Below are 22,422 nucleotides of genomic sequence, written 5' to 3'. Positions count from 1 at the left end.
CATGTGGGCTGTCAGCAACAACACACCTTTCTCTGCGGACGGCTATTTCATTCGCGACCGCGATGGAAAGGAACATTGGTGTGTCGCCGTGCGCGGGCGGTTTCGCGCGCGTCCGGACGGTATGACCGATCTTCTTGAGCCGCAGCCCATCCGGCTCTCTCCAGCCTATCGCGATGCCGAGGCAAATGAGCTTTTCGCCGATGCTGATTTTGCGCCTTTCAGGCCCGCCGCAGATATTCTTGTCAATGGCTCAGCCGTTGCGCCTGACGAGAAACCGATAGACCGTATCGATGTCACTGTTGCTGTGGGTACAATGACCAAGAAGGCCGCCGTCATGGGCGAAGCGCGCATGGTCAAAAAAAAGCGCGGCTGGGAGGTTACCGAAAAACAGCAGGCCTCACGCGTCGAACTGTCATGGAGACGTTCGCTCGGCGGAAGCGATCTTTTTGTGGATGATGATGGGGCCGAATGCGAAGCCAATCCAATTGGCCGGGGCTGGTCACGTCATTTCGAGCGCGCGCCGGAGGGCGCGGAGCTGGCTATGCCGCAGATTGCAGCTCCCGCCGATGTCTTTGATCCCGGTCGCCCGCTTTCGCAGCCGGTCGGGTTCGGTGCGATTCAGCCGGCCTGGGCAACGCGGCGTATTCACGCCGGCACCTATGATGAAGCGTGGATGAAACACAGGTCTCCGCTTTTGCCTTCCGATTTCTCGGAAAATTTTCACCAGACCGCGCCCGTCGATCAAATCTATTCCGGTGAGTTGCGTGGTGGCGAACCGGTGCGACTGGAAGGGCTTCATCCGGAAGGCGGTTACGCATTTCGTCTGCCGCAATGTATCCTCGAAGCGGACACTCGGATCGCCGGCAAGACGCTGACGCACAGGTTCAGGCTCGTTCAGGTGGAGATCACTGGCGATGAGCGTCTCGTGGATCTGATATGGAACGCCCATGTGCCCTGTGGCGGGCGCGATCAGGACGTCGAAGTCTCTTTCCTTCGACTGAGGCAAATGGCCGGGGTCGTCGCATGAGGGCGGCGGTTTCAATTCTGGCGGCCGGCCTGACATGTCCGGCGGGCAAAAATTTTGAAACGGCAACTGCCGCCTATTCGCGCGGCGAAAGATTCACCGAGAAGGACCGCAACCTGGTGATGGCGGACGGGCGACCACCGACCCTTGCGCCGGTCTATCCGTTGACGGAAGAGCGGGACTATGTCGAGCGGCTGCGAAAATTACTCGCCTGCGCGCTTGCCGATTGCGTTGCGCAATTGGCGAAGTTCGGACAGGAAAGCGCGGATTATGCGATGCTTCTGCTGCTGCCCTATTGGATGGAGGACGGACCTGTCGCTGAGGACTTTAATGCCCGGCTCCGCCAATTTCCTCTGCCGCGGGTGACGAACCTCTTCGTTTCCTTTGGTGGGCAGGCTGAAAGCCTGCAGCTTGTTGGCAGGGATGGTCCGGAAATCGTGAGGAGAACGGAGAGAATTGTTCTCGTTGCGGTCGTAGACAGTTATATCCACTCAGACATGCTCGACAGTCTGGCTTATCACGGTGAATTGCTGACACGAGACAACCCCTACGGTATGGTTCCCGGCGAAGCTGCGGTCGTGTTGGCACTTGGGCCGGAAGATGACGCGCGGCTCGGTCGAATTGCGCGCCTTTCTACCATGGAAGAGCCTGAAAACCCGATTGATCCCGAGCGCGGATTGATGGGCCGCGCCCTTGCGAGCTGTTATGGGGCTCTCCTTGAGGGGGGCTTTTCTCCGGATCGCTTCATTGTCGATCTCAATGGTGATCGCGTACGCGCCGAGGAGTTTGGATATGCGATCGCAACCAATGCTGCGCAAATGGCCGAGCTGTCCGACAGGGCGGAAATCCCCGCGCTTCAACTGGGTGATCTTGGGGCCGCGAGCGGGCTTGTGATGGCGGCGCTTGCGCTTGGGCCCGCGCCAGGATCGCTCGTAGAAAAGACAGAGCCGGGGGGCGAGGAATTTCTCTACAGCCTTCTGTCCGCCAGTTCCCGCGACGGGTTGAGAGCGGCAACAATTGTGGAAAGCGTCCAGCGCGACATAAAAACCGGCAGGATAGACGCATGAAGGAAACAATCCGCATCAACGGGATTACACTCTGCCATAAAAACTCGAATGGCTATGTCCGCTCGACGCTGCCGGATGTATGCCTGACCCCGCCCAAGCCTGTGCCCGTGCCATATACGAATACCGCATTTGCCCGCGACCTCGCCGATGGTACCACCACGGTGTTCTCGCATGGCGGGGCGATGAATGGCGTGCGCGGCTCGCGGTTCGCCAAATCGATCGGTGACGAGCCCGGTTCGTCCGGCGGGATCAAATCCGGCACGCATCTGCATCAGGCCACCTTCCTGTCCTGGTCTCCCAACGTGTTCATGCAAGGCCGAGCAGTGACGCGCCTTACCGACAAGATGCTCCTCAACAAGGGCAACACCGTATCGGTCGGTGGTTATAAAACCGACCTGCCCGAAGGCCATCCCGAGCGTTATCTCTGCGAAGTGGGCTGCCGCTGCTATGCGCTGCATCGTCCGCGAAACAGCGTTACCGAGGGGCTTGAATGGGTCGATCAGGTTTTACCACGCGACGATGAGGCCAGCCCGGGGCGTTATCAGCGCTGTGTCGATGCAACGATCCAGGCGCAATATCCGAACACGGTCCTTGGCAGCAGCATGCCGGTCGGCGATCCGCGCACCAATTACGGCTATGTTTCCGAGCTTGGATTCTGGGACCCGAACAATCCGAACAATCAGTTCCCGGACAAGCCGCCCGGCAATGTCATCCTGCAGGGAGAGGAACACGACATTCCGAAGGTTCCCCGTCGGGCGCCCTGGGGCGGCACGCGATGGTTCAATGTGCGTGGCTCTCGCTGGCTGGATGTGGTGAAAGTCGAGAACGGCCAGATGACCCACATGTATGACATGAAGTTTCCGGGGGACAAGTTTCCAAATGAAACCGCGAAGGATGATGCTTATCGCGCTATCGCACGACGGCACAGAGCTCGTTACAAGGAGTTCGTGGTGTTGGATGAGTGTGACAATTGCGAAGAGTCTGTGAGACAGCGCGAACAGGAGCGCCAGTGGGAGGCCGAAGAACGATGGCGACAGTTAAAAAAGGGGCTTGAGAATGCTCCACCGATCTGGCTCCCCTTGCCCGGACCACGGATCCCGGGTGGGCGCCTCCCACCCGTCCCAAGCTGGTAGGATGATGTCATGAATCTAAACGAACTGATCGCTGTCATGGCAAATTTCGAAGAGCGCGGTGAACTCGAAAAACTGGATGAAATCGGCCTGCCGCCCGGCAATGCCATCCAATGGTTGTTCGGACTGACATCCGGGTTCTATTTTGCGGATGGTGAAACGCGGCGTACACGCCAAGCCATGCTGAATCTGGCGCTACGTTACTACGACCTTGCGGAAGGCAACACAAATTTGTTGTCCTTTAACGAGCGAGTACGTCGCATCGAGTCACGGGAAGACGTTGCGCAAAATCTGTCACAAGACGAGTATTTTGACGAGGGGAAGACCGCGAGCTTTTATATCAGGCACATGCCAAAACAGGCGTTGCGTTCGACCGATCCGGTTCACGACTACTTTACTGTCCTGCTTCCAAGCGCCGGCTACCGCGGCGGCAATGGGCGCTTGATGTATCAGACGCGGTTGTCGGAATTATCACGCGGCCCAACTGGCGTGGTTCGCTTCTTCGTTGATGCCTGCCGTGATCTCCGGGTTTTTTATGCTGTTTCGGGGATGTCGCTTTTTTTCTATTCTTATGCGACGGGTGTGACTGAAAAAGCGTATCCTCTATTTCGCCGGTTTCCTGGCCTCCTTTACGAAGATGGCAGTAATTTTACCTTGGAAATATTACACCGTACCGATGTGATCCGCGACGTGAATTGGCTGACAGCCATCAACGATGAGCTACTGGAGCGCGTCGGCGGTATTGAGAAGGCAAGGGAAACACTCGGAGACGAGGTCATCCTCCATCCCTATGAGGGCGGCGTCGTTTTCCAAGCGGGCGAACGTCCCGTGCTCGGCGATTTAAATAAGGGCCGCGTGCCTGCAGCATACCGAGCGGTCAACGATTTCCTCAAGCCCTTGCGATACGAGAACTGGGATTATCCCTATCTGCGAGCACCGTACGATGTTGACGAGATGGAGTATACGCAATGGTGGACACATCGATTTGACGATGTTGAACGTTAAGATCGCTCAGCCTCGTGGAGTTAAACGAACTCATCACCGCGATGGCCATCTTTGAGGAGTGTGGTGCACTCGAAAAGCTGGATGAAATCGGAATGCCGCCCGGCAATGCAATCCAGTGGCTATTCGGGCTGACATCCGGGTTCTATTTTGCCGACGGAGAAACGCGTCAAATACGCCAATCTATGCTGCGTTTGGCACTGCGTTACTACGATTTCGTAGAAGGTAACACCAATTTATTGTCGTTTAACGAGCGGACGCGCCGCATTTCAGCAGGAAAACAGATTGAAGAATACCTGTCGCAGGGGGAGTATTACGACGAAAGGGAGACGGCGAGTTTCTACATAAGGCATATGCCAAAACAGGCGTTGCGTTCGACCGATCCGGTTCACGACTACTTTACTGCCCTTCTTCCCGGCGCCGGTTATCGCGGTGGCAACGGTCACCTCATGTGCCAGACGAGGCTATCGGCGCTGTCGCGCGATCCGGATGGTGTGATCCGTTTCTTCGTTGACGCCTGCCGCGATCTGCGGGTTTTCTATGCCGTGTCGGGTTTGTCGCTCTTTTTCTATTCCTATGCGTCTGGCGCAACTGCGAAAGCCTATCCTCTGTTTCGCAGGTTTCCTGGGCTGCTTTACGAGGATGGCACGCGTTTTGGATTGGCCATAAGAGACCGGACGGACACTATCCGCGACGTGAACTGGCTGACAGCCGTCAACGATGAGCTACTCTCAAGGGTTGGCGGTCTCGACAAGGCACGAGCCGCACTTGACGAAGAAGTGATCCTTCACCCTTACGAGGGTGGCGTCGTTTTCCAGGCTGGCGAACGGCCTGTGCTCGGCGACCTGAACAAGGGGAGGGTGCCCGCAGCATATCGCGCAGTGAACGATTTCCTCAAGCCCCTGCGTTACGAGAACTGGGAGCGCGCCTATCTGAGAGCACCATACGATGTCGATAAGATGGAGTACACCGAATGGTGGACACGCCGGTTTGACGATGGCGAGCGCTAGGATGGCGTCTTGGATATAAACGAACTCATCGTCACAATGGCGCTCCTCGAAGAGCGCGGTGAACTCGACAAATTGGACGAGATCAGTTCGCCGCCGGGCAACGCGATTCAATGGCTGTTTGGCCTTACGGCCGGGTTCTATTTTGCGGGTGGTGAAACACCGCGGACACGCCAGGCCGCGCTCGATCTGGCCTCGCGTTACTACGATGTGACGAAAGGAAACACCAATCTTCTGACGGTCGGTGAACGTTCGCGCCGTCTGTCTTCGAGAGATGACATCGAGCGGCATCTGGCACAAAGCAATTACCTTGATGAGAAGGAGACCGCAGGCTTTTATATCAGACACATGCCTGCCCAAGCCCTGCGGTCAACCGATCCCGTACACGACTATTTGACGGCACTTCTTCCGGGTATTGGGTACCGTGGCGGCTGTGGGCACCTGATGTACCAGACGCGGTTGTTGGACCTATCGCTAGATCCGATAGGTGTTGTGCGTTTCTTCGTTGACGCATGCCGTAACCTTAAGGTTTTTTATGCCGTGTCCGGCATGTCGCTTTTCTTCTATTCCTATGCGGCAGGCGCAACCGAGAGAGCCTATCCATTGTTCCGCAGATTTCCCGGCCTTCTCTATGAGGACGGCATCCGTTTTGGGTTAATCATTTCGCAGCGCACCGATGTGATCCGTGACGTGAATTGGCTTACAGCCGTCAACGATGAACTGCTGGCGCACGTTGGTGGTCTTGAGAAGGCGAGAGAAGTGCTCGCAGACGAGATTGTCCTCCATCCCTATGAGGGTGGCGTCGTTTTCCAGGCGGGTGAACGGCCCGTGTTCGGCGATTTAAATAAGGGCCGCGTGCCTGCAGCATACCGAGCGGTCAACGATTTCCTCAAGCCCCTGCGCTACGAGAACTGGGACTATCCCTATCTACGGGCTCCCTACGGTGTCGATGAGATGGAGTATACGCAATGGTGGACACATCGATTTGACGATGGTGAACGTTGAGTTTGTCCAGCCTCGTGAAGTTAAACGAAACTTATTACCATCATTTCGTCTCGACGCTGCCTTCCGGCGCAGCTGGTTGCGTCGCGACCGTTTTGGAAAATGCGGGATCGTCGTGATAAAGCGTGCTGCGGAAGAAGGCGGTTGAAAGGCGCTGGATCGCGGCGACCCGCGGGGCCGTTCGTCGTCTCGTGCGCCTCATAACCAGGGGTGTCGCCAAGAGCATGCCCTATCGATCAGGCGGGCGGAGTTGCCTGAGAATGACTTATCGCGAAGACGCGCTTCCTGCACGAATTTGCGCTTTCGACCGGTGTCGATACCGACGGCTCTGCGTAACTTCCACGTAATTTTCGGTGTCCATACGTCTCCGCCTTGGTGCGTCTCAACGGTCGACGGGCGACCGTAGCGGCGATGGATCGAAAGGACAGACATGAAAAAAATCATTTCAGGCGTATTCGTTTGTTTAACGCTGACGGCGTGCAGCCAGACGGAAAAGGGCGCCGGTATTGGTGCGGCCAGTGGTGCAATCATTGGCGGGCTGGCAAGCGGCACGTGGCAAGGTGCTGCAGTGGGAGCCGCCGCGGGTGGCGCGGGAGGGGCTGTCATTGGGAACATCAGTGAACGAAACGACAGGAACCGCCGCGATCGCTGGGAAAATCGGGACCGGCGCGACTACGGTTGCAGATATCGGGATAACTACGGCCGCTGCCGATAAGGAGCGGGTCTTGGCGACGGGGGGGCTAAAAGCCGGCTGGATACTCAGCAGGTTTCGGTTCCCCGGTGCCGGACATCTGGACCGCCGATTGACTTGGCGGCCAGTCGGTCATGGCAGTCGAGTTTATCTGAACCATACATATAAATTTGCTGTTAGAATTCCTGGGAACAGCTGTCCGGGACTTGCACGATCAGGCCACTATGAAACTTCTGCTTATCGAAGACGATCCGGAAATGACGGATGCCTTGAGGACGGCCCTCTCGCAGCATGGCATCGTGCTGGACGCTGTTGGTGATCTGGCAACGGCACGGGAAGCAATCGCCATGGCGGACTACGATATTGTCCTTATCGACCGGCAACTGCCGGATGGTGATGGCAGTACCTTCCTCGCCGATTTGCACCGCACGGGTTCAAATACGCGATCGATCATCATCTCCGCTCTGAGGTCGACCGACGAGCGAATTTCCGGCCTCAATGACGGTGCCGATGACTATTTGCCGAAGCCGTTCGAAATTCCCGAGCTGATTGCCAGAATGAGCGCTGTGCTGAGGCGGGTGCCGACAACGGGCCCGTTCGTCCTGTCGGCGGGAAACGTCACCTATGATCGTGTTTCGTGCGATGTGCACGTCAACGGCGTCAGGCTTGCGCTCACCCGAAGGGAACTGCTTATCATCGAAACTCTTTTGAGAAACCGTGGTCGTACCGTGTTGCGCTCGTCCCTTGAGGGGCAGGTCTATTCCTTTGACGATGAGATCCAGTCGAACTCACTGGAATCCAATATGTCTCGCCTGCGCCGAAAGCTTGGCGAAGCGGAGGCCGACATTGTTATCAAGAACATTCGTGGCATAGGCTACTACCTTCATGAGCAGAAATAGGATGACCAGCACATCCCTTCGCTGGCGATTCACTTTTGGTTTTATTGTCCTGCAGCTCTGCGCGGTCATCGCCTCGCTCAGCCTGGTTTTCTATCTCCTTTCTGGCCTCAAGCCCGATGTGGCGATCACGTCCATCTGGCTGTCTCAGGAAATCGCAGACTCGGTTCGTCTCGAGCCGAATGGCCGACCCCATCTGGTTCCGACGGCCGAGCTTAAAGAAATTATGGAGGAAGCGCCTGACCTGTGGTTCGTGGCAGACCTTGGAAAAGATATTGTCCTTGCACACGGCGCGCCTCCCGGGAAAATTGCCGACAACATGCCATTCCTGCGGGCGTTCAGAAGTGTCGAGCTCCATGGTGACCTGAACGATCCGCTGAGTGTCGCCCGCATGGAGCGTTTCGACACAGAGGCCGGTGAGGCAACGATTTTTGCCGGCGGTGTTTCGATGTCCCAATATGGTGTGACCGTGCTGTTGGGGAACCTTGCCATCGGCGTGCCGGCGCTGATCCTCGTCGCTATTTCCCTGATTGGCGTCCCGTTTGTCACACGCTGGGCTTTGCGGTCCTTCAGCGACCTGACCAGGCGTCTCGACAGGATCGATCTCGACACACGTGGCGCCCTGGTGGAAGAGCGGGGCTTGCCCAATGAGGTGCTTCGTCTGGTGCGCGACATCAACAGGGCGCTGCGTCGTCTCGATAGCGGCTTCGAGTCGACGGAGCGCTTCTTCGTCAACGCCGCCCATGAACTTCGAACGCCGATTGCTGTCCTGCAGGTGAGAATCGATACGCTTTCACCAGGTGCGGACAAGACACACCTGCAGACGGCCATCAAGCGACTAACGGCGATCGCGAACCAGCTTCTCGACACCGAGAAGTACCGGCAGAAGCCCCAGCAGAATGCACCTGTCGATCTCAACAGTGTTGTGTCGAAGGTGGTCGCCGACCTTGCTCCGCTGGCGATCGCCGAAGGTTATGAGATTTCTTTCGACAGCGACGCGGAAAACCTGTTCGTTCCCGGTGATGCCGAAGCTCTGGAGCGTGCATTCGTCAATCTGGTGCGTAATGCAGTCCAGTACGGAGGTGGAAAAGGACAGATATCGGTCAGTATCGAGGCTGATGGCAGCGTGACTGTCGCCGATCAGGGCTGCGGAATCGCCGGCGACAAGCAATCGCGCATATTCGAACCGTTCTACCGGGTCAGCCCTCACGGCTCAGGTGCGGGCCTGGGGCTCAGCATGGTCAACGAGATCGTGACCCGTCACGGCGGCTACGTTGAGCTTTCGTCCGCTCCAGGCAAGGGCAGCACATTTGCCGTGCGCTGGCGCGAGAAGCGCGTTTTCCAGCAGCGGTAGGGCCCGTCGTCTGCGCCAACCGGTCAAGGCATCTTCGTCCGTCGACGTTGGCTGAGCATGGCCGCGATTGCTTGATGTCTCTGGCGCGCAATCTCTGGTGCGGCATCCACATTGCAAGCACCCTTTGCCGATCGGCTGATTTTACAGCGCGTGCCAAACGGATCAGGCACGACGACCGCTCCCCGTAATTTTCAGGTAACTCTCGTGACAGAGAAAGCCCGCAAATTTCAATAGCGTGGACCAATATCTAATGGCACGACACATTACCCGCAAGGGTTTCATCCTGGCGGCGGCGGTCCTTGTCGGTCTGCTGGTCGTCTGGTTCCTGTTTCTGCGTCCGCCGGCGAAGCCTGAACTGGTGACGGCGCAGGCGCGAACGGGTGACATTGAAGAGGTGGTGCTGGCGACCGGGGTTCTCGAACCGCTCGAGCTGGTGCGTGTCGGCGCCCAGGCCTCGGGTCGCATTGAGCATCTGGCTGTCAAGATCGGTGACATCGTCGAGGCTGGCCAATTGGTGGCCGAGATCGATTCCCAGACCCGGCGCAACACCTTGCGGGACCGCGAGGCCGCTCTGGCGAACATCCGCGCCGTTCACGCCGCACGCAGCGCCGGTCTGGTGAAAGCCGAGAAGGATTTCGAGCGCGAGCGTGACCTGCTGGCAGGTGGTTCCACGCCGCGCGCCCAGTATGACGCCGCGGTTGCGATGCGAGACACCGCGCGGGCTGAGGTTCAGTCGTTGGACGCTCAGGTCTCCCAAGCGCAGGTCGCGCTGGAGTCTGCGGGTATAGAACTGGACTATACGCGCATCACCGCCCCAATCGCCGGCACAGTGGTTGCGATCGTCACTGACGAGGGCCAAACCGTGAATGCCCTGCAGACCGCGCCGACCATCGTCATGATCGCACGATTGGACACAATGACGGTGCGCGCGGATATCTCCGAGGCTGACGTTGTGCGTGTGCGGCGGGGCCTGCCGGTCTGGTTCAGCATTCTTGGCGATCCGAAGCGCCGTTTCGATGGGGAGTTGCGACAGGTGGAACCGGCCCCAGCCTCCATCGCCAACGAGAGCAACGCCGCCGCGAGCCGGATTGGCTCAACCAACGGCGCGGTCTATTACACCGGGCTGATCGACGTGGCGAATGCGGACGGGGTGCTGCGGCCGTCCATGACGGCGCAGGTGTCCATCATCTTGAGCCGCGTCAGCGGCGCCGTGCTGGTTCCGCTCAGCGCAGTGGAAGGGGCGCCCCGGGCCGGCGATACGGCGCGTGTGCGCATACTGGACGCGATGGGCGAGGTCCAGATCCGGCAGGTCCAGGTCGGCATCGATAACGGCGCGGACATCCAGATCCTTAGCGGTCTTCAGGCAGGCGAGACCATCGTCCTGGGAGCGTCCACGGACGAACGCACGGATGGCCAGGCTCAACTGGCCGCAGCGAAGCGGTAGGGCGCGCTATGACGGAACCACTGATCCGCGTACGTGGGGTATCCCGCGCTTTCCCCGCAGGCGACGAGATGGTGCGGGTGCTGAAAGACGTCGACCTCGACATCGAGGCCGGCGAAATGATGGCGATCATCGGTGCTTCTGGCTCCGGCAAGTCGACGCTGATGAACATCCTTGGCTGTCTCGATCGTCCGACGGACGGTAGCTACTGGATCGAAGGGCGCGAGACGTCGAAGATGTCCGTGGACGAACTGGCGACGCTACGCCGTGAGCGTTTTGGTTTCATCTTCCAGCGCTATCATCTGCTTGGCGATCTCAGCGCGGCCAGCAACGTCGAGGTGCCGGCCATCTATGCCGGACGCAGCCGATCCGACCGGCACAAGCGAGCGATCTCCTTGTTGACCCGGCTGGGCCTCGCCGAGCGGACGGGCAATATCCCCGGCAAGCTTTCGGGCGGCCAGCAGCAGCGGGTGTCGATCGCCCGCGCCCTGATGAATGGCGGCGAGATAATTCTGGCCGACGAACCGACCGGAGCGCTGGATACGCACAGTGGCGCCGAAGTCATGAAGATCCTGCGCGAGCTTCACGCCGAGGGGCACACCATCATTCTCGTCACTCACGACAAGAAGATCGCCGAACATGCGGATCGGGTCGTCGAGATCAGCGACGGCGTTATCATTTCCGACGAGCGCAATATATCCAAATCCGCCGCGACGGCCCGTCCCATCCGCGAGCACGCGCCGGGCGGTGGCTGGCGGGGTGCAATTGACCGGATGACTGAGGCCTTTCGTATGGCGGGCGCGGCAATATGGGCGCACAAGATGCGCTCGCTTCTGACCATGCTCGGCATCATCATCGGTATCGCCTCGGTGGCGGCTATTTCGGCGCTGGGAGCCGGCTCGCAGCAACAAATCCTGAGCAGTATCAGTTCGCTTGGCACCAACACGATCGAGGTGCGGGCCGGTAAAGGCTTCGGCGATCTGGAAGCGGGCAAGATACGGACGCTGGTTCCCGCCGATGCCGAAGCGCTGGTAAACCAGCCCTATGTCGACAGCGTGACACCAACAGTTACGACGAGCGTAACTGTCAAGCGCGCCGCCGTGGCCGTCAATGCGTCAGTCACCGGAGTTGGCGCGGACTTCTTTCGTGTACGGGGTCTCGAGCTGGCGCAGGGACAACTGTTCGACGCCCAGGACGTTATCGCCTACAGCCAGAATGTGGTGATTGATGCAAACGCCGCGCGAGACCTGTTTCCAGACCGGGTAAACCCGGTGGGGCAGGTCATCCTTCTGGGCACAATGCCGGCGAGGGTTGTGGGTGTGACGAAACGGGAAAACTCCTTCGGCCCGGCGGTTGATACGTTGACCGTTTATGCGCCCTACACAACCGTCATGGGCCGCATGCTGGGTCGTCCGAATGTCGACGGCATAACGGTCCGTATCAGAGACGATGTCGATCCGGGCAATGTCGAGGCCGCAGTTTCCCGCCTTATCGAGCGTCGGCATGGCGCGAAAGACTTCTTCCTCACCAACTCGGCGACCATTCGCGAGACTATCGAGACCACCACGCAAACCCTGACGCTGCTGATTTCGTCAGTCGCCGTGATCTCGCTGATTGTCGGCGGCATCGGCGTGATGAATATCATGCTGGTGTCCGTGACCGAACGTACCAAGGAGATCGGCGTTCGTGTGGCTGTCGGGGCGCGCCGCAGCGACATCCTTTCCCAGTTCCTGATCGAGGCCGTCATGGTCTGCCTTGTCGGCGGCTTCATGGGAGTGATGCTCGCCCTCGGGATCAGCGCTCTTTTCAATTTGCTGAGCCCCGACTTCAAAATGATCTTCTCTTCGGGCTCCATCATGGTGGCCTTCGCCTGCTCAACCCTGATCGGAATTGTCTTCGGCTTCCTTCCGGCCCGCAATGCGGCAAAGCTGGACCCGATCGAAGCCTTGGCGCGCGACTGATGAACTGCAAGCGTCTGCTTGGTGGCGTTGTGATTCGCTTGTCATTATTGAGGCTGGCGTATGTCACTAGACCGACGGTTGCAAGGCTGCATCGAGCAGCTTGCGCCCATTGCCAGCGAGCCAGGACCTGAAAGTGAGAAGGTTGGGGTTAATTTCGCGCATAACTTTCAGATCGACGAGCTCGGCGAGCGGCCCGGCTACCAGGCTCTCTGCCATATGCGCGAGATCCGTGTTTGCAGCGAGAACGTCATCGGGAAACCGTTCATAGGTTATCGAGCGACCGGCTGCTTCGCTGAAGGCGGCCTCAAGCTCGGGGCCGGTCAGTCGATCGCTGGCGATCTTAAGTGTTGCCCCGCCGAAGCGTGACTTGTCGGCAAGCACGGCAGCGACAAACTTGCCGATGTCTTCCACGGCGGTAAGCTGAATGGAATGATCGGGTCGGATCAGGGACACCAGCCGGCTCTCATCCAGACCGAAGCCAGGTCGCACCAACATTTCCATGAAAATCATCGGCCGGATGATGGTCGTGGTCATGTCGAGCTGTCGAATATGGGCTTCGATACGAGGCTTGGCGTCGAAACGCGGAACGCCTGTCAGTTCATTCCCCACGCTGGCGCCTGACGAATAAACAAAATGGTCGATGCCGGTTTCAGCAGCGATATCCGCAATCGATATACCATGACGGACTTCGTCTTCGGCAGCCAGGCTGGCTGGTAGTACGCTAAAGACACCGTAAGCGTCTTTCATCGCTGTGCGGACTACTTTGGTCTCTTCAAATGAACCCTGCACAAGCTCGACGCCTGAATTCTGCAATTGCAGCGATGCAGCTTTGGTGGAATCCGGAACGAGTGCGCGAACAGGCCATCCCGCCTTCAACAAGGCTTTGGCGACAGATCCTCCCTGCCTTCCGGTAGCGCCGAAAACCAGAATGGGGTGCTTGCTATTGGTCACTTGAAGCCCTCGCGTTAAACTAGGACCGTCTATATATACGAATGTAATTCTGCCGGAAGACGGCACATTTTTTAGCATCAGGCACAGGGATGATACCCTTGGAAGAACAGATCGATGCCGGCCCATCGTGCGGATCAGAAAACGACAGACACTTCAGACCCATCCCGTCAAACGGGGTCTGCAGCCTGCTGAGTGACAAATGGACTGTGCCGGTTCTTTGGCGTCTTTCTCTCGCGGAAGATCATCGGCTCCGCTTTTCGACATTGAGAAAAGAGGTCGGTGAGATCACCCAGCGCATGCTGACGCTCACGCTGCGTAATCTCGAGCGTGAGGGATTTGTCGTGCGTCACTATTTTCCCGAAGTGCCGCCGCGTGTCGAGTACGAACTGACAGAGATCGCCCATGGAGCTTTGCGCGCCCTTGAGGGATTTAACTTCTGGGTTCACGACAATCTGGACACCATCAGAGCGCGCCGGCGCGCTTACGACCGGGCGGAGTTGTAAATCCAAGTGACCGAAATTGGCTGAGAAGGTCAGATGTCGGTTCTGAGGCCAGCGTAGACCTCAAGTCGGCATCCGTCAGAGGCAACGCCTTGGGGAGGCGTGCTGGAAGTCGATGGCTACTGACTAGAGATATTTTTACGGATAGGCGCGTTCGGTTTCTGGACCAAGCGTTTAATCAGTCGACATACGGGATTTCTTGAACCCGGGTTGCTGGAGCCGAGCTCGCCCGGCCACCATCAGTTCGTCATATCAAGCAGCTGAAGAACGCGCTGCGCCATATCTGTGCCTCTGTCATCGGCGCGCCAGGCTAATAGCAATGGAACGGAAAATGCCATCGGTAATGGGATTTTCGTCACCTTGGGGGAGGTTATTCCCACGGCGGACGGTAATATCGAACAATATCCGTGGCTGACAATCAGTTGCACCGCCACCGGTATGCTGTCGATTTCTATCAACTGCACCTTTGATAGCCAGGTTGGCCCAAGCAGGTGTTCGAGAAAGCTCTCGGCCGTCTGGCGAAGTCCGGAGGCGCGGGAAGGCAGTACCAGGCGGTGTTTGAGGATCGCCTCGCGCATCTGTGACGGCGAATCTGCATCCGTCAGTTCAGGTGCTTCATGCTGCAGGAAACATGAAAGGTGGCTGCGCAAAACCTCACGGCTGCGCAGGCGAGAATTGTTGACTGGCATGTCGACAAGGACTGCATCGTATCGCTGCTGTTCAAGCCCTTCCAGCAGGCTGTCTGCAAGTCCGGGCTGCATCAGCAGCGGTGTGTCGAAACGCCTTGCCCAGTTGGCGGCAATGCGCGCCAGAATAATTGCCGACGGGCTGTCCGTCGTTGCGGGAGGAATGCCGCCGAATGACCAATGCCGCAAATGCCGCTTGAAACGCAGGGCGGATGTGGAGTCCAGCGCAGCCCAGATATCGCGTAACTTGTTGACGTGGGGCGATATGCGAAGCGCCTCGGGCGATGCGAGCGAGCCGCTGCGGGTCCGTTCAAAAAGCCGGACGCCCAGATTGTCCTCCAGCATCGCCATCATCCGCGTCAGCTGTGGTTGCCCGATTTGAAGCCTCAATGCGGATTTACGGATCGAGCCCGATTCGAGAATGTCCACGAAGCGGAAGAGTGCAATCAGCGACACGCTTCTCTGATAAATATCTTTCGTATGGTCATCGCCGCACGCGCCATGGATCGTGAAGATTTCATAGGCGGCCTGCGCGAGATAAGGGCCAAGTCTCCCGCCTTCGGCCGTCAGGATCAGGCCTTTTGCGCCCTGGACAAAAAGCCTGACGGAGAGGGCGGTTTCCAGGCGGCTGACGGCATCCGATACAGTCGAAACCGGAATTCCCGTTGCGTTGGACGCAAGGTGGATGCCGCCGAGGCGAACCACCTGGTCACATAAAAGAATCGTCGAAACCTTCACCGCCCACGCCTCGTTTCGATCTTCCCATTTCGGCATCGTCTGTCCGGATTTTGGGATATACCACTAATTTAATTGTGCCTCATAGTCGAAATATGACAGGAGGACGACATGGCGGATTTCGATACGGTTCTGGCGGGGCGAGTCATTCTGACCGATCGCGAGATTTCTCGAGGTTTCGTGGCCATTCGCGAGGGGAAAACGGCACTCATCGGAGAAGGCCCCGCGCCGGCTGGACGAGAAAATCATGATTTCGGCACCGGCCTTATATTGCCTGGCGCCATTGATGCACAGGTGCATTCGCTGTCGCAGAAGGGGGCCGAGGGTTTTGCGGCTTCGACCCGTGCGGCGGCGGCGGGCGGCGTCACGACAATCGTGGACATGCCCTATGATGAGGGCAATCTTGTGTGTTCCGCCGAGGCCGTCGGGCGCAAGGTCGCGATGATCGACGCGGAGGCGCGCATCGACGTCGCGCTTTATGGCACTGTCGATCCGCAAGAGGGTCCCGCCCGCATTGCCGAACAGGCTGCGGCGGGAGTTTGCGCCTACAAGTTTTCGACTTTCGGCACGGATCCCCAACGCTTTCCGCGTATCCCACCTGCGCTGCTTCGCGCCTGTTTCGCCGAGATTGCAAAGACCGGGCTTGCCGCAGGCGTGCACAATGAGGACGACGCCTATGTCCGCGCCGCGATTTCCGAGGTCGAAGCATCCGGCATAACCGACTGGCGTGCGCACGGTCTGTCACGTCCCGAATTGGCCGAGACGCTGGCGATGCTGCAGATTTACGAAACCGGCGCCGAGACGGATTGTCCGGCGCATGTCGTCCATTGCTCCGTCAGCCGCGGTTACGAAATCGCCGAGATGTATCGCAGGAACGGCCGGTATTCCTCCATCGAATGCTGCATTCACTACCTTGTTCTGGATGAGGAGAACGATGTCGCGCGGCTTGGCGGCAAGGCCAAGATCAATCCGCCGATACGCCCCCGCAAAGAAGTGGAGGCGATCTGGCGCCATCTGGCGGAAGGGCGGGTGTCGATGGTGTCCACCGATCATGTAAGCTGGAGCGAAGACCGCAAGACCAATCCCGATATGCTGAAAAATGCCTCTGGCGTCCCGGGGCTGGAAGTGATGGTGCCGCTCTTCGTCAAGGGCGCGATCGCACGCGGTGTGCCGCTGGTGTGGGCGGCTCGGCTTATGGCTGAAAATCCGGCCCGGCATTTTCGTCTGGACCACCAGAAAGGCGGGCTGCAGGTCGGGCGCGACGCTGACGTCATGGTGCTGGTCGATCGGCCCGTGGTGTATGACGCAGCCACCAGTCCACACTCCATTGCGGGGTGGTCGCCTTATCACGGCATGGAACTTCCCTGGACGGTCGCAGCCACCTGGCGGCGGGGCGAGATGGTCTTCGACGGTGAAAACGTGCTGGCTGCGCCGGGAACCGGCATTTTTGTGCGGCCGCCCGAAACGCTTGGACTGCGCAAGGGGCTGTTGTGATGCGCCGCAATCTCGATGCATCGATAAAGGACATAGAAGCGGATATCGACGCGCTGGCGCAGATTACCGATCCGGAACGTCCCTGGACCCGCCGCGCCTTCTCGCCCCGTTTCGATGAAGGGCGCGACTATCTTCGGCGGCGTTTCCTGAGTGAAGGATTGAATGTCTCGACGGATGCGGGCGGGAACCTGATCGGCCGCCGCGAAGGCACGGAACCGCAGGCCGGAACGATCATGCTGGGCTCGCATTCCGACACCGTGCCGGATGGTGGACGTTTTGACGGTGTTGCCGGCGTCGTCGTTGCATTGGAGGTCGCACGTATTCTTTCACGGCGCGATGTCGCCTTGCGGCATAACCTTGCCGTCGTCGATTTTCTTGCTGAAGAAGTCTCCATTTTCGGCGTTTCCTGCATCGGTTCGCGAGCGATGGCGGGTGTTCTGCCGCGGGACTGGCTGAGGCGTATCAGCGACGGGCGCGATCTGGCGACGGCCATATGTGACGTGGGCGGCAAGCCGGAAACTCTTGAAGCTCCTTTGGCTGATGATCTGAAGGCCTTTCTGGAACTGCACATCGAGCAGGGGCCGGTTCTCGAACGGGAAAAAATTGCGCTCGGGGTGGTGACAACCATTGTCGGCATCAATCGCGTCGAGATCGAGGTTAAGGGCCGTCCGGATCATGCCGGCACAACTCCGATGGGGTTGCGTGCGGATGCCCTTGTCGCTGCGGCGCGGATCGTGAATGAGATCGAGCGGTACGCGACTGAGCTTTCCGGTGGTCCCGGGCATTTTACCGCAACTGTGGGCGAGTTCGAGATATCCCCCAATGCCGCCAATGTGGTGCCGGGCCGGGTCCGCATGCTGGTTGATATCCGCGCCGAGCGGGCCGAAGACAAGGAAGCATTCGTATCCTGGCTGACCGGACTTGACGCGGACGGCGAAAACACGATCGAAGCGCGGCTGATTTCCGGCAATCCCGGCGTGCAGATGGATGATGGATTGCAGAAGATGCTGGCAAAGGCCGCCGACGGGCTGGACACGCCCTATCGCAAGATGGTGTCGGGCGCGGGCCATGATGCGGCATTCATGGCACGGCTGTGCCCTTCGGCGATGCTCTTCGTCCCTTGCCGCGACGGCCGTTCCCATTGCCCGGAAGAATGGGCGGATGCGGCCGATCTCGCTTTGGCGGCTGAAGTTCTGGCAAACACGATTATGGAATTGGACAGAAAAAGGGAGGGCTGAAAGTGGCCAGAATTCTGACGGAGAAGGATGTGGAGCCCGCGGTGCGGGGAGGCGCGGTCTATGCGGCCGGCGGTGGCGGCTGGGTCCACCACGGACGGAAGCTGGGCTATGCCGCGGTGAACGCCGGTGCGCCGGAACTCGTCTCCATCGACGAATTGAACGAAGATGACTGGGTGGCGACGGCTGCCGCCATCGGCGCGCCTGCCTCCACGACGCCCTGGGAAATGCGGGGCGTGGATTATGTCAAGGCCGTGCAGCTTTTGCAGGATGAGCTTGGTGCGAAGGTCGCGGCCCTGATGATCGGGCAGAACGGCAAGTCCTCGACCCTCAACGCATGGCTGCCTTCAGCTATCCTCGGTTGCAAGGTGCTGGACGCGGTGGGTGACATGCGCGCCCATCCGACCGGCGACATGGGGGCAATCGGCATGGCTGGAAAACCGGACCAGTCGATCCAGACGGCCGTCGGCGGAAATCGCGATCAGAATCGCTATATCGAACTCGTAACGCGCGGCGCAACCGGCCGTATCTCTCCCATCCTGCGCACCGCCTCCGACATGTCGGGCGGTTTCATCGCCTCGGCCCGCAATCCGGTTCGCGCCGGCTACGTCGCGAAGAATGCGGCGCTCGGCGGAATTTCCAAGGCGCTGGAGCTTGGTCAGGCAATCCTCGCCGCCGAGCCTCGAGGGCATGCGGCCGTTCTCGATGCGATCCTTTCGACTACGGGCGGCAGGATCATGATTGAAGGAGAGATCACGGCGAAGGATGTCGTTTATACGAATGAGGCTTTCGACGTCGGTACGGTCACCATCGGCAGGGGCGATGCGGCGCTGACCCTGCATGTGATGAACGAATACATGGCGGTCGATGCGGTCGATGGACGTCGTCTCGCAACCTTTCCGGACGTCATCACCACATTGTCGCAGGAGATCGAACCGCTGTCTGTCGGTGAGCTGAAGGTCGGCATGAAGATCCACCTGCTGCATGTCCCGAAGACTCTCATTCCGATCGGCGCGGGCCTGATGGACCCGGCGATTTATGTCCACCCCGAAAAGGTCATGGGTATCAACCTGACCAACTACGCATTGGAGGCTTGAAGATGCCGAGAGAGAATCCCCGCAATCCCGGCTTCCCGATCCCTTCAGGCCCAGAGCTTCGAGCGAAGGGCTGGCGGCAGGAAGCCCTGCTGCGCCTTGTGGAAAACGTGCTGGCTGTGGGTGAAGACCCGGAAAACCTCGTCGTCTACGCAGCACTCGGCAAGGCGGCCCGCAACAAGGCCGCATATGATGCCATCGTGCGTGCATTGACGACCATGGATGAGGATCAGACGCTTGTCATTCAGTCGGGAAAGCCGGTCGGCTTGATGAAGACTTCGACCGAGGCCCCGATGGTCATCATGGCCAATTGCAACATGGTCGGCCAATGGGCCAAGGCCGAGAATTTTTATGCTCTCGAACGTAAGGGCCTCATATGCTGGGGCGGCCTGACTGCGGGGGCATGGCAATATATCGGCTCGCAGGGCGTCATTCAGGGCACCTATGAAATCTTCATGCGCATTGCCGAACGCCGCTTCGGCGGCACGCTCAACGGGCGTTTCGTATTGACTGCGGGCCTTGGCGGCATGGGAGGCGCACAGCCGCTTGCCGGCCGCATGGCGGGCGCGGCTATCCTGTGCGTGGAGATCAATCCGAAACGGGCCCGCACCCGCAAGGATATCGGTTATCTCGACGAGATTGCCGATGATCTCGATAGCGCACTGGCACGGATTGAAGAGGCCCGTTCGAAGGGTGAGGCGCTGTCCGTTGGCCTTGTCGGCAATGCAGCGGAAATCTATCCCGAAATAGCTGCGCGCGGGATCATTCCGGATATCGTGACCGACCAGACCTCCGCCCACGATCTCGTTTATGGCTATATTCCAATCGGTTATGATCTGGACCGGGTACGCCGCCTGCGCAGCCAGAACCCGGATGAGCTGATTGAGGCCGGCAGGGCGTCGATTGCCAAACAGGTAACAGCCATGCTGGAATTCCAGCGGGCCGGCTCGGAGGTTTTCGACAATGGCAATCTGATCCGCACGCAGGCGCAGGCCGGTGGCGTTGCTGACGCCTTCGACATTCCGGTCTTCACCGAAGCCTATCTGCGCCCGCTGTTCTGCCGGGCGATTGGTCCCTTCCGCTGGATGGCCCTGTCGGGCGAGGCCTCGGACATTGGGCGGATAGACGAGCTGGTGCTGGAGATGTTTCCGGACAACAAGATTGTTACCAACTGGATCTCGCTGGCGCGCAAGTATGTTCCGTTCGAGGGGCTGCCGGCACGCATCGCCTGGCTCGGCCATGGCGAACGAAGCGCACTCGCACGGCGGGTCAACGCTCTGGTCGCTTCGGGCGAATTGAAGGGGCCGGTCGCCTTCTCTCGCGATCACCTCGATTCAGCGGGCATGGCGCATCCGAACATCATGACGGAGAACATGCTTGACGGCTCGGACGCCATCGCCGACTGGCCGCTTCTCGACGCGATGTTGCTCTGCGCTTCGCGTGCCGACCTCGTCGCGCTTCATTCCGGTGGTGGGGGATATGCGGGTTTCATGACCTCGGCAGGGGTCACGATCGTCGCTGACGGCACCAAAGCGGCTGACGACCGGCTCTCGCAATCACTCGACAATGATACCGGGCTCGGCGTCATCCGTTACGCGGATGCGGGCTATGCCGAGGCACAGGATGAAATTGCCAGCAAGGGCATAAATCACGTGCAGATCTGACAGGTCAAAGCGAGGAGACGCCATCAATCGCCACGAAGGGCGGAAAACTACGATCACCAATCAACATTGCCTGCCGGCACCGGCAGGCCAAGAGGGGACAATAATGGAAAAAACATATCAAAATTTGTCAGTGACACCGGCCAGACGGTCATCACCGGAGCGCGCCGTTGCGGCAGCATCGATAGGCAACGCCCTGGAATGGTATGACTTCACCGTCTATGCGCTGTTTGCAATCTACATCGCCCATAATTTCTTTCCCGGCGGCGATCATACGGTCGAACTCGTGAAAGCCTTCCTCGCCTTTGGGCTGGGCTTCGTGATCCGCCCCCTGGGAGCCATCGTGATCGGGGTCTATGGCGACAAGGCTGGCCGAAAGGCCGCACTGTTCCTGACCATCATGATCATGGCGGCGGGCACCCTGCTTATCGCGGTGGCGCCGACCTATGCCGCGATTGGTGTGGGAGCGCCGCTCATGATCCTTGCCGGACGAGTCCTTCAGGGCTTCTCTGCGGGCGGAGAAATCGGCGGAGCAGCCGCCTTTCTTGTTGAACATGCGCCAGCCGACAAAAAAGGCAAATATGCTTCCTGGCTGCAGGCAAGCATGGCGATTTCAAATATCATGGGTGCACTCGTCGCCTTTGCGGTCACCTCGCTTCTGACGGAGCAGGAGATCGGAGACTGGGGCTGGCGGATTCCGTTCTTCATTGGCGTATTGATCGCGCCGGTGGGCCTGTGGCTGCGCAGGACGCTGGACGAAACGCCGGCTTTTCAGGCCGAACAGGCAAGTCTGGAGAACCAGTCCGCCAAAACACCCCTGAAGCTCGTCTTCTCGGACTATTTCAGCCATCTGATCAAAGGCTTCGCTTTCTCGATCCTGTGGGCGGTTTGCGTTTACGTGCTGATCATCTACATGCCGATCTTCGTTCAGCGTGCTTTCGGTTTCAGCCCTTCGGAGGCGTTTACGGCATCGCTGATTGGCAACGTCTTCCTCGCGGTCGGTTGCGTCAGCGCCGGCAGCATTTCGGACAGGATCGGCCGGCGCTTGATGCTTACCATTGCCGCCGGCGCAATGCTGGTCGCGGTCTACCCCCTGATCTGGTGGCTGCAATCCTCACCGACGCTGACGACGCTCATCATCGTGCAAAGCCTCTTCTGCATCATGGTCTCGGGATATGTCGGGGTCGCGCCCGCAACCCTGTCCGAGGTTTTCCCGACTAATATCCGCACCACCGGCATGTCATTGGCCTACAATGCCGCCGTAACGATCTTCGGAGGATTTGCCCCGGCGATGCTGACCTGGCTTGGCAGCACGGGCATCGGTTATCACGCGCCCGGATTTTACGTCATGGCCGCCGCATTCATATCGCTGATAGCGGTCCTGATCCTGCCGAAGCCGTATTCCACGAACTGAAGGAGATGGGCCGCTCAAGGCCCAGCTCCCCCATTGCTCCACCCGTCATGTCTGGAAAACTTCCAGTCGAAGCGAAG

At 59.0% G+C, this 22,422-nt stretch carries 19 protein-coding genes; 17 read left to right on the top strand and 2 right to left on the bottom strand.

Annotated features, from left to right (window positions below):
* The first annotated feature begins 1 nt into the window (after position 1).
* The 11 genes from N5D22_RS24815 (at position 2) to N5D22_RS24765 (ending at position 12,575) form a co-directional block, all read left to right on the top strand.
* Positions 2–1,027 carry a DUF2169 domain-containing protein gene (locus tag N5D22_RS24815; RefSeq protein ID WP_279658637.1) on the top strand — a complete coding sequence of 342 codons (1,026 nt, stop codon included), beginning with the start codon at positions 2–4 and terminating at the stop codon, positions 1,025–1,027.
* Positions 1,024–2,091: a hypothetical protein gene (locus N5D22_RS24810; protein WP_279658638.1), complete on the top strand. Its 1,068-nt coding sequence runs from the start codon at positions 1,024–1,026 to the stop codon at positions 2,089–2,091. Before N5D22_RS24815 ends, N5D22_RS24810 begins: the two co-directional genes overlap by 4 nt.
* Positions 2,088–3,224, top strand: coding sequence for a DUF4150 domain-containing protein (locus tag N5D22_RS24805; RefSeq protein ID WP_279658639.1), 1,137 nt, complete (start codon positions 2,088–2,090; stop codon positions 3,222–3,224). Before N5D22_RS24810 ends, N5D22_RS24805 begins: the two co-directional genes overlap by 4 nt.
* Before the next feature lie 9 nt (positions 3,225–3,233).
* Positions 3,234–4,226: a type VI immunity family protein gene (locus N5D22_RS24800; protein WP_279658640.1), complete on the top strand. Its 993-nt coding sequence runs from the start codon at positions 3,234–3,236 to the stop codon at positions 4,224–4,226.
* 14 nt (positions 4,227–4,240) lie between these two features.
* Complete coding sequence (locus N5D22_RS24795; RefSeq protein WP_279658641.1) at positions 4,241–5,233, top strand: type VI immunity family protein; 993 nt, start codon at positions 4,241–4,243, stop codon at positions 5,231–5,233.
* A gap of 9 nt (positions 5,234–5,242) precedes the next feature.
* Entirely contained in the window at positions 5,243–6,235 is a 993-nt protein-coding gene (locus N5D22_RS24790) for a type VI immunity family protein (protein ID WP_279658642.1), read from the top strand.
* Positions 6,236–6,662: 427 nt separating this feature from the next.
* Entirely contained in the window at positions 6,663–6,947 is a 285-nt protein-coding gene (locus N5D22_RS24785; protein WP_279658643.1) for a YMGG-like glycine zipper-containing protein, read from the top strand.
* A 182-nt stretch (positions 6,948–7,129) separates the two neighbouring features.
* Positions 7,130–7,822, top strand: a complete 693-nt coding sequence (locus tag N5D22_RS24780) for a response regulator transcription factor (protein WP_279658644.1) — start codon at positions 7,130–7,132, stop codon at positions 7,820–7,822.
* A 1-nt stretch (position 7,823) separates the two neighbouring features.
* Entirely contained in the window at positions 7,824–9,173 is a 1,350-nt protein-coding gene (locus tag N5D22_RS24775; RefSeq protein WP_279658645.1) for a HAMP domain-containing sensor histidine kinase, read from the top strand.
* Positions 9,174–9,423: 250 nt separating this feature from the next.
* Complete coding sequence (locus tag N5D22_RS24770) at positions 9,424–10,617, top strand: efflux RND transporter periplasmic adaptor subunit (RefSeq protein WP_279658646.1); 1,194 nt, start codon at positions 9,424–9,426, stop codon at positions 10,615–10,617.
* An 8-nt stretch (positions 10,618–10,625) separates the two neighbouring features.
* Positions 10,626–12,575: a MacB family efflux pump subunit gene (locus tag N5D22_RS24765; RefSeq protein WP_279658647.1), complete on the top strand. Its 1,950-nt coding sequence runs from the start codon at positions 10,626–10,628 to the stop codon at positions 12,573–12,575.
* Positions 12,576–12,641: 66 nt separating this feature from the next.
* Here N5D22_RS24765 and N5D22_RS24760 read toward each other — a convergent pair whose 3' ends face one another.
* Positions 12,642–13,526, bottom strand: a complete 885-nt coding sequence (locus N5D22_RS24760) for an NmrA/HSCARG family protein (protein WP_279658648.1) — start codon at positions 13,524–13,526, stop codon at positions 12,642–12,644.
* An 89-nt stretch (positions 13,527–13,615) separates the two neighbouring features.
* Between N5D22_RS24760 and N5D22_RS24755 the strand changes: the two genes are divergently transcribed.
* Positions 13,616–14,029: a helix-turn-helix domain-containing protein gene (locus N5D22_RS24755; RefSeq protein ID WP_279658649.1), complete on the top strand. Its 414-nt coding sequence runs from the start codon at positions 13,616–13,618 to the stop codon at positions 14,027–14,029.
* 236 nt (positions 14,030–14,265) lie between these two features.
* Here the strand turns inward: N5D22_RS24755 and N5D22_RS24750 are convergent, their stop codons facing one another.
* The gene (locus N5D22_RS24750) at positions 14,266–15,486 is read right to left on the bottom strand and encodes a LysR family transcriptional regulator (RefSeq protein WP_279658650.1); all 1,221 of its coding nucleotides are present in this window, start codon (positions 15,484–15,486) and stop codon (positions 14,266–14,268) included.
* A 72-nt stretch (positions 15,487–15,558) separates the two neighbouring features.
* On the opposite strand from N5D22_RS24750, the gene N5D22_RS24745 reads away from it, so the two are divergent.
* The 5 genes from N5D22_RS24745 to N5D22_RS24725 all read left to right on the top strand — a co-directional run bounded on the left by N5D22_RS24745 (position 15,559) and on the right by N5D22_RS24725 (position 22,345).
* On the top strand, positions 15,559–16,941 hold the full coding sequence (locus N5D22_RS24745; RefSeq protein ID WP_279658651.1) for an amidohydrolase family protein: 1,383 nt from the start codon (positions 15,559–15,561) through the stop codon (positions 16,939–16,941).
* Positions 16,941–18,179 carry a Zn-dependent hydrolase gene (locus N5D22_RS24740; protein ID WP_279658652.1) on the top strand — a complete coding sequence of 413 codons (1,239 nt, stop codon included), beginning with the start codon at positions 16,941–16,943 and terminating at the stop codon, positions 18,177–18,179. Before N5D22_RS24745 ends, N5D22_RS24740 begins: the two co-directional genes overlap by 1 nt.
* Before the next feature lie 2 nt (positions 18,180–18,181).
* The gene (locus N5D22_RS24735; protein ID WP_279658653.1) at positions 18,182–19,273 is read left to right on the top strand and encodes a DUF917 family protein; all 1,092 of its coding nucleotides are present in this window, start codon (positions 18,182–18,184) and stop codon (positions 19,271–19,273) included.
* Between the two features lie 2 nt (positions 19,274–19,275).
* Positions 19,276–20,934 (top strand): urocanate hydratase, encoded by a 1,659-nt coding sequence (locus tag N5D22_RS24730; RefSeq protein ID WP_279658654.1) that lies wholly within the window; start codon positions 19,276–19,278, stop codon positions 20,932–20,934.
* A 103-nt stretch (positions 20,935–21,037) separates the two neighbouring features.
* Complete coding sequence (locus tag N5D22_RS24725; protein WP_279659053.1) at positions 21,038–22,345, top strand: MFS transporter; 1,308 nt, start codon at positions 21,038–21,040, stop codon at positions 22,343–22,345.
* Positions 22,346–22,422: the final 77 nt, after the last annotated feature.

The organism is Agrobacterium sp. GD03872, from assembly GCF_029840625.1.
Lineage (GTDB): Bacteria > Pseudomonadota > Alphaproteobacteria > Rhizobiales > Rhizobiaceae > Agrobacterium > Agrobacterium fabrum_A.
The sequence above is the reverse complement of the archived record's forward strand: the minus strand, read 5'-3'. Positions and strand labels throughout refer to the sequence as shown.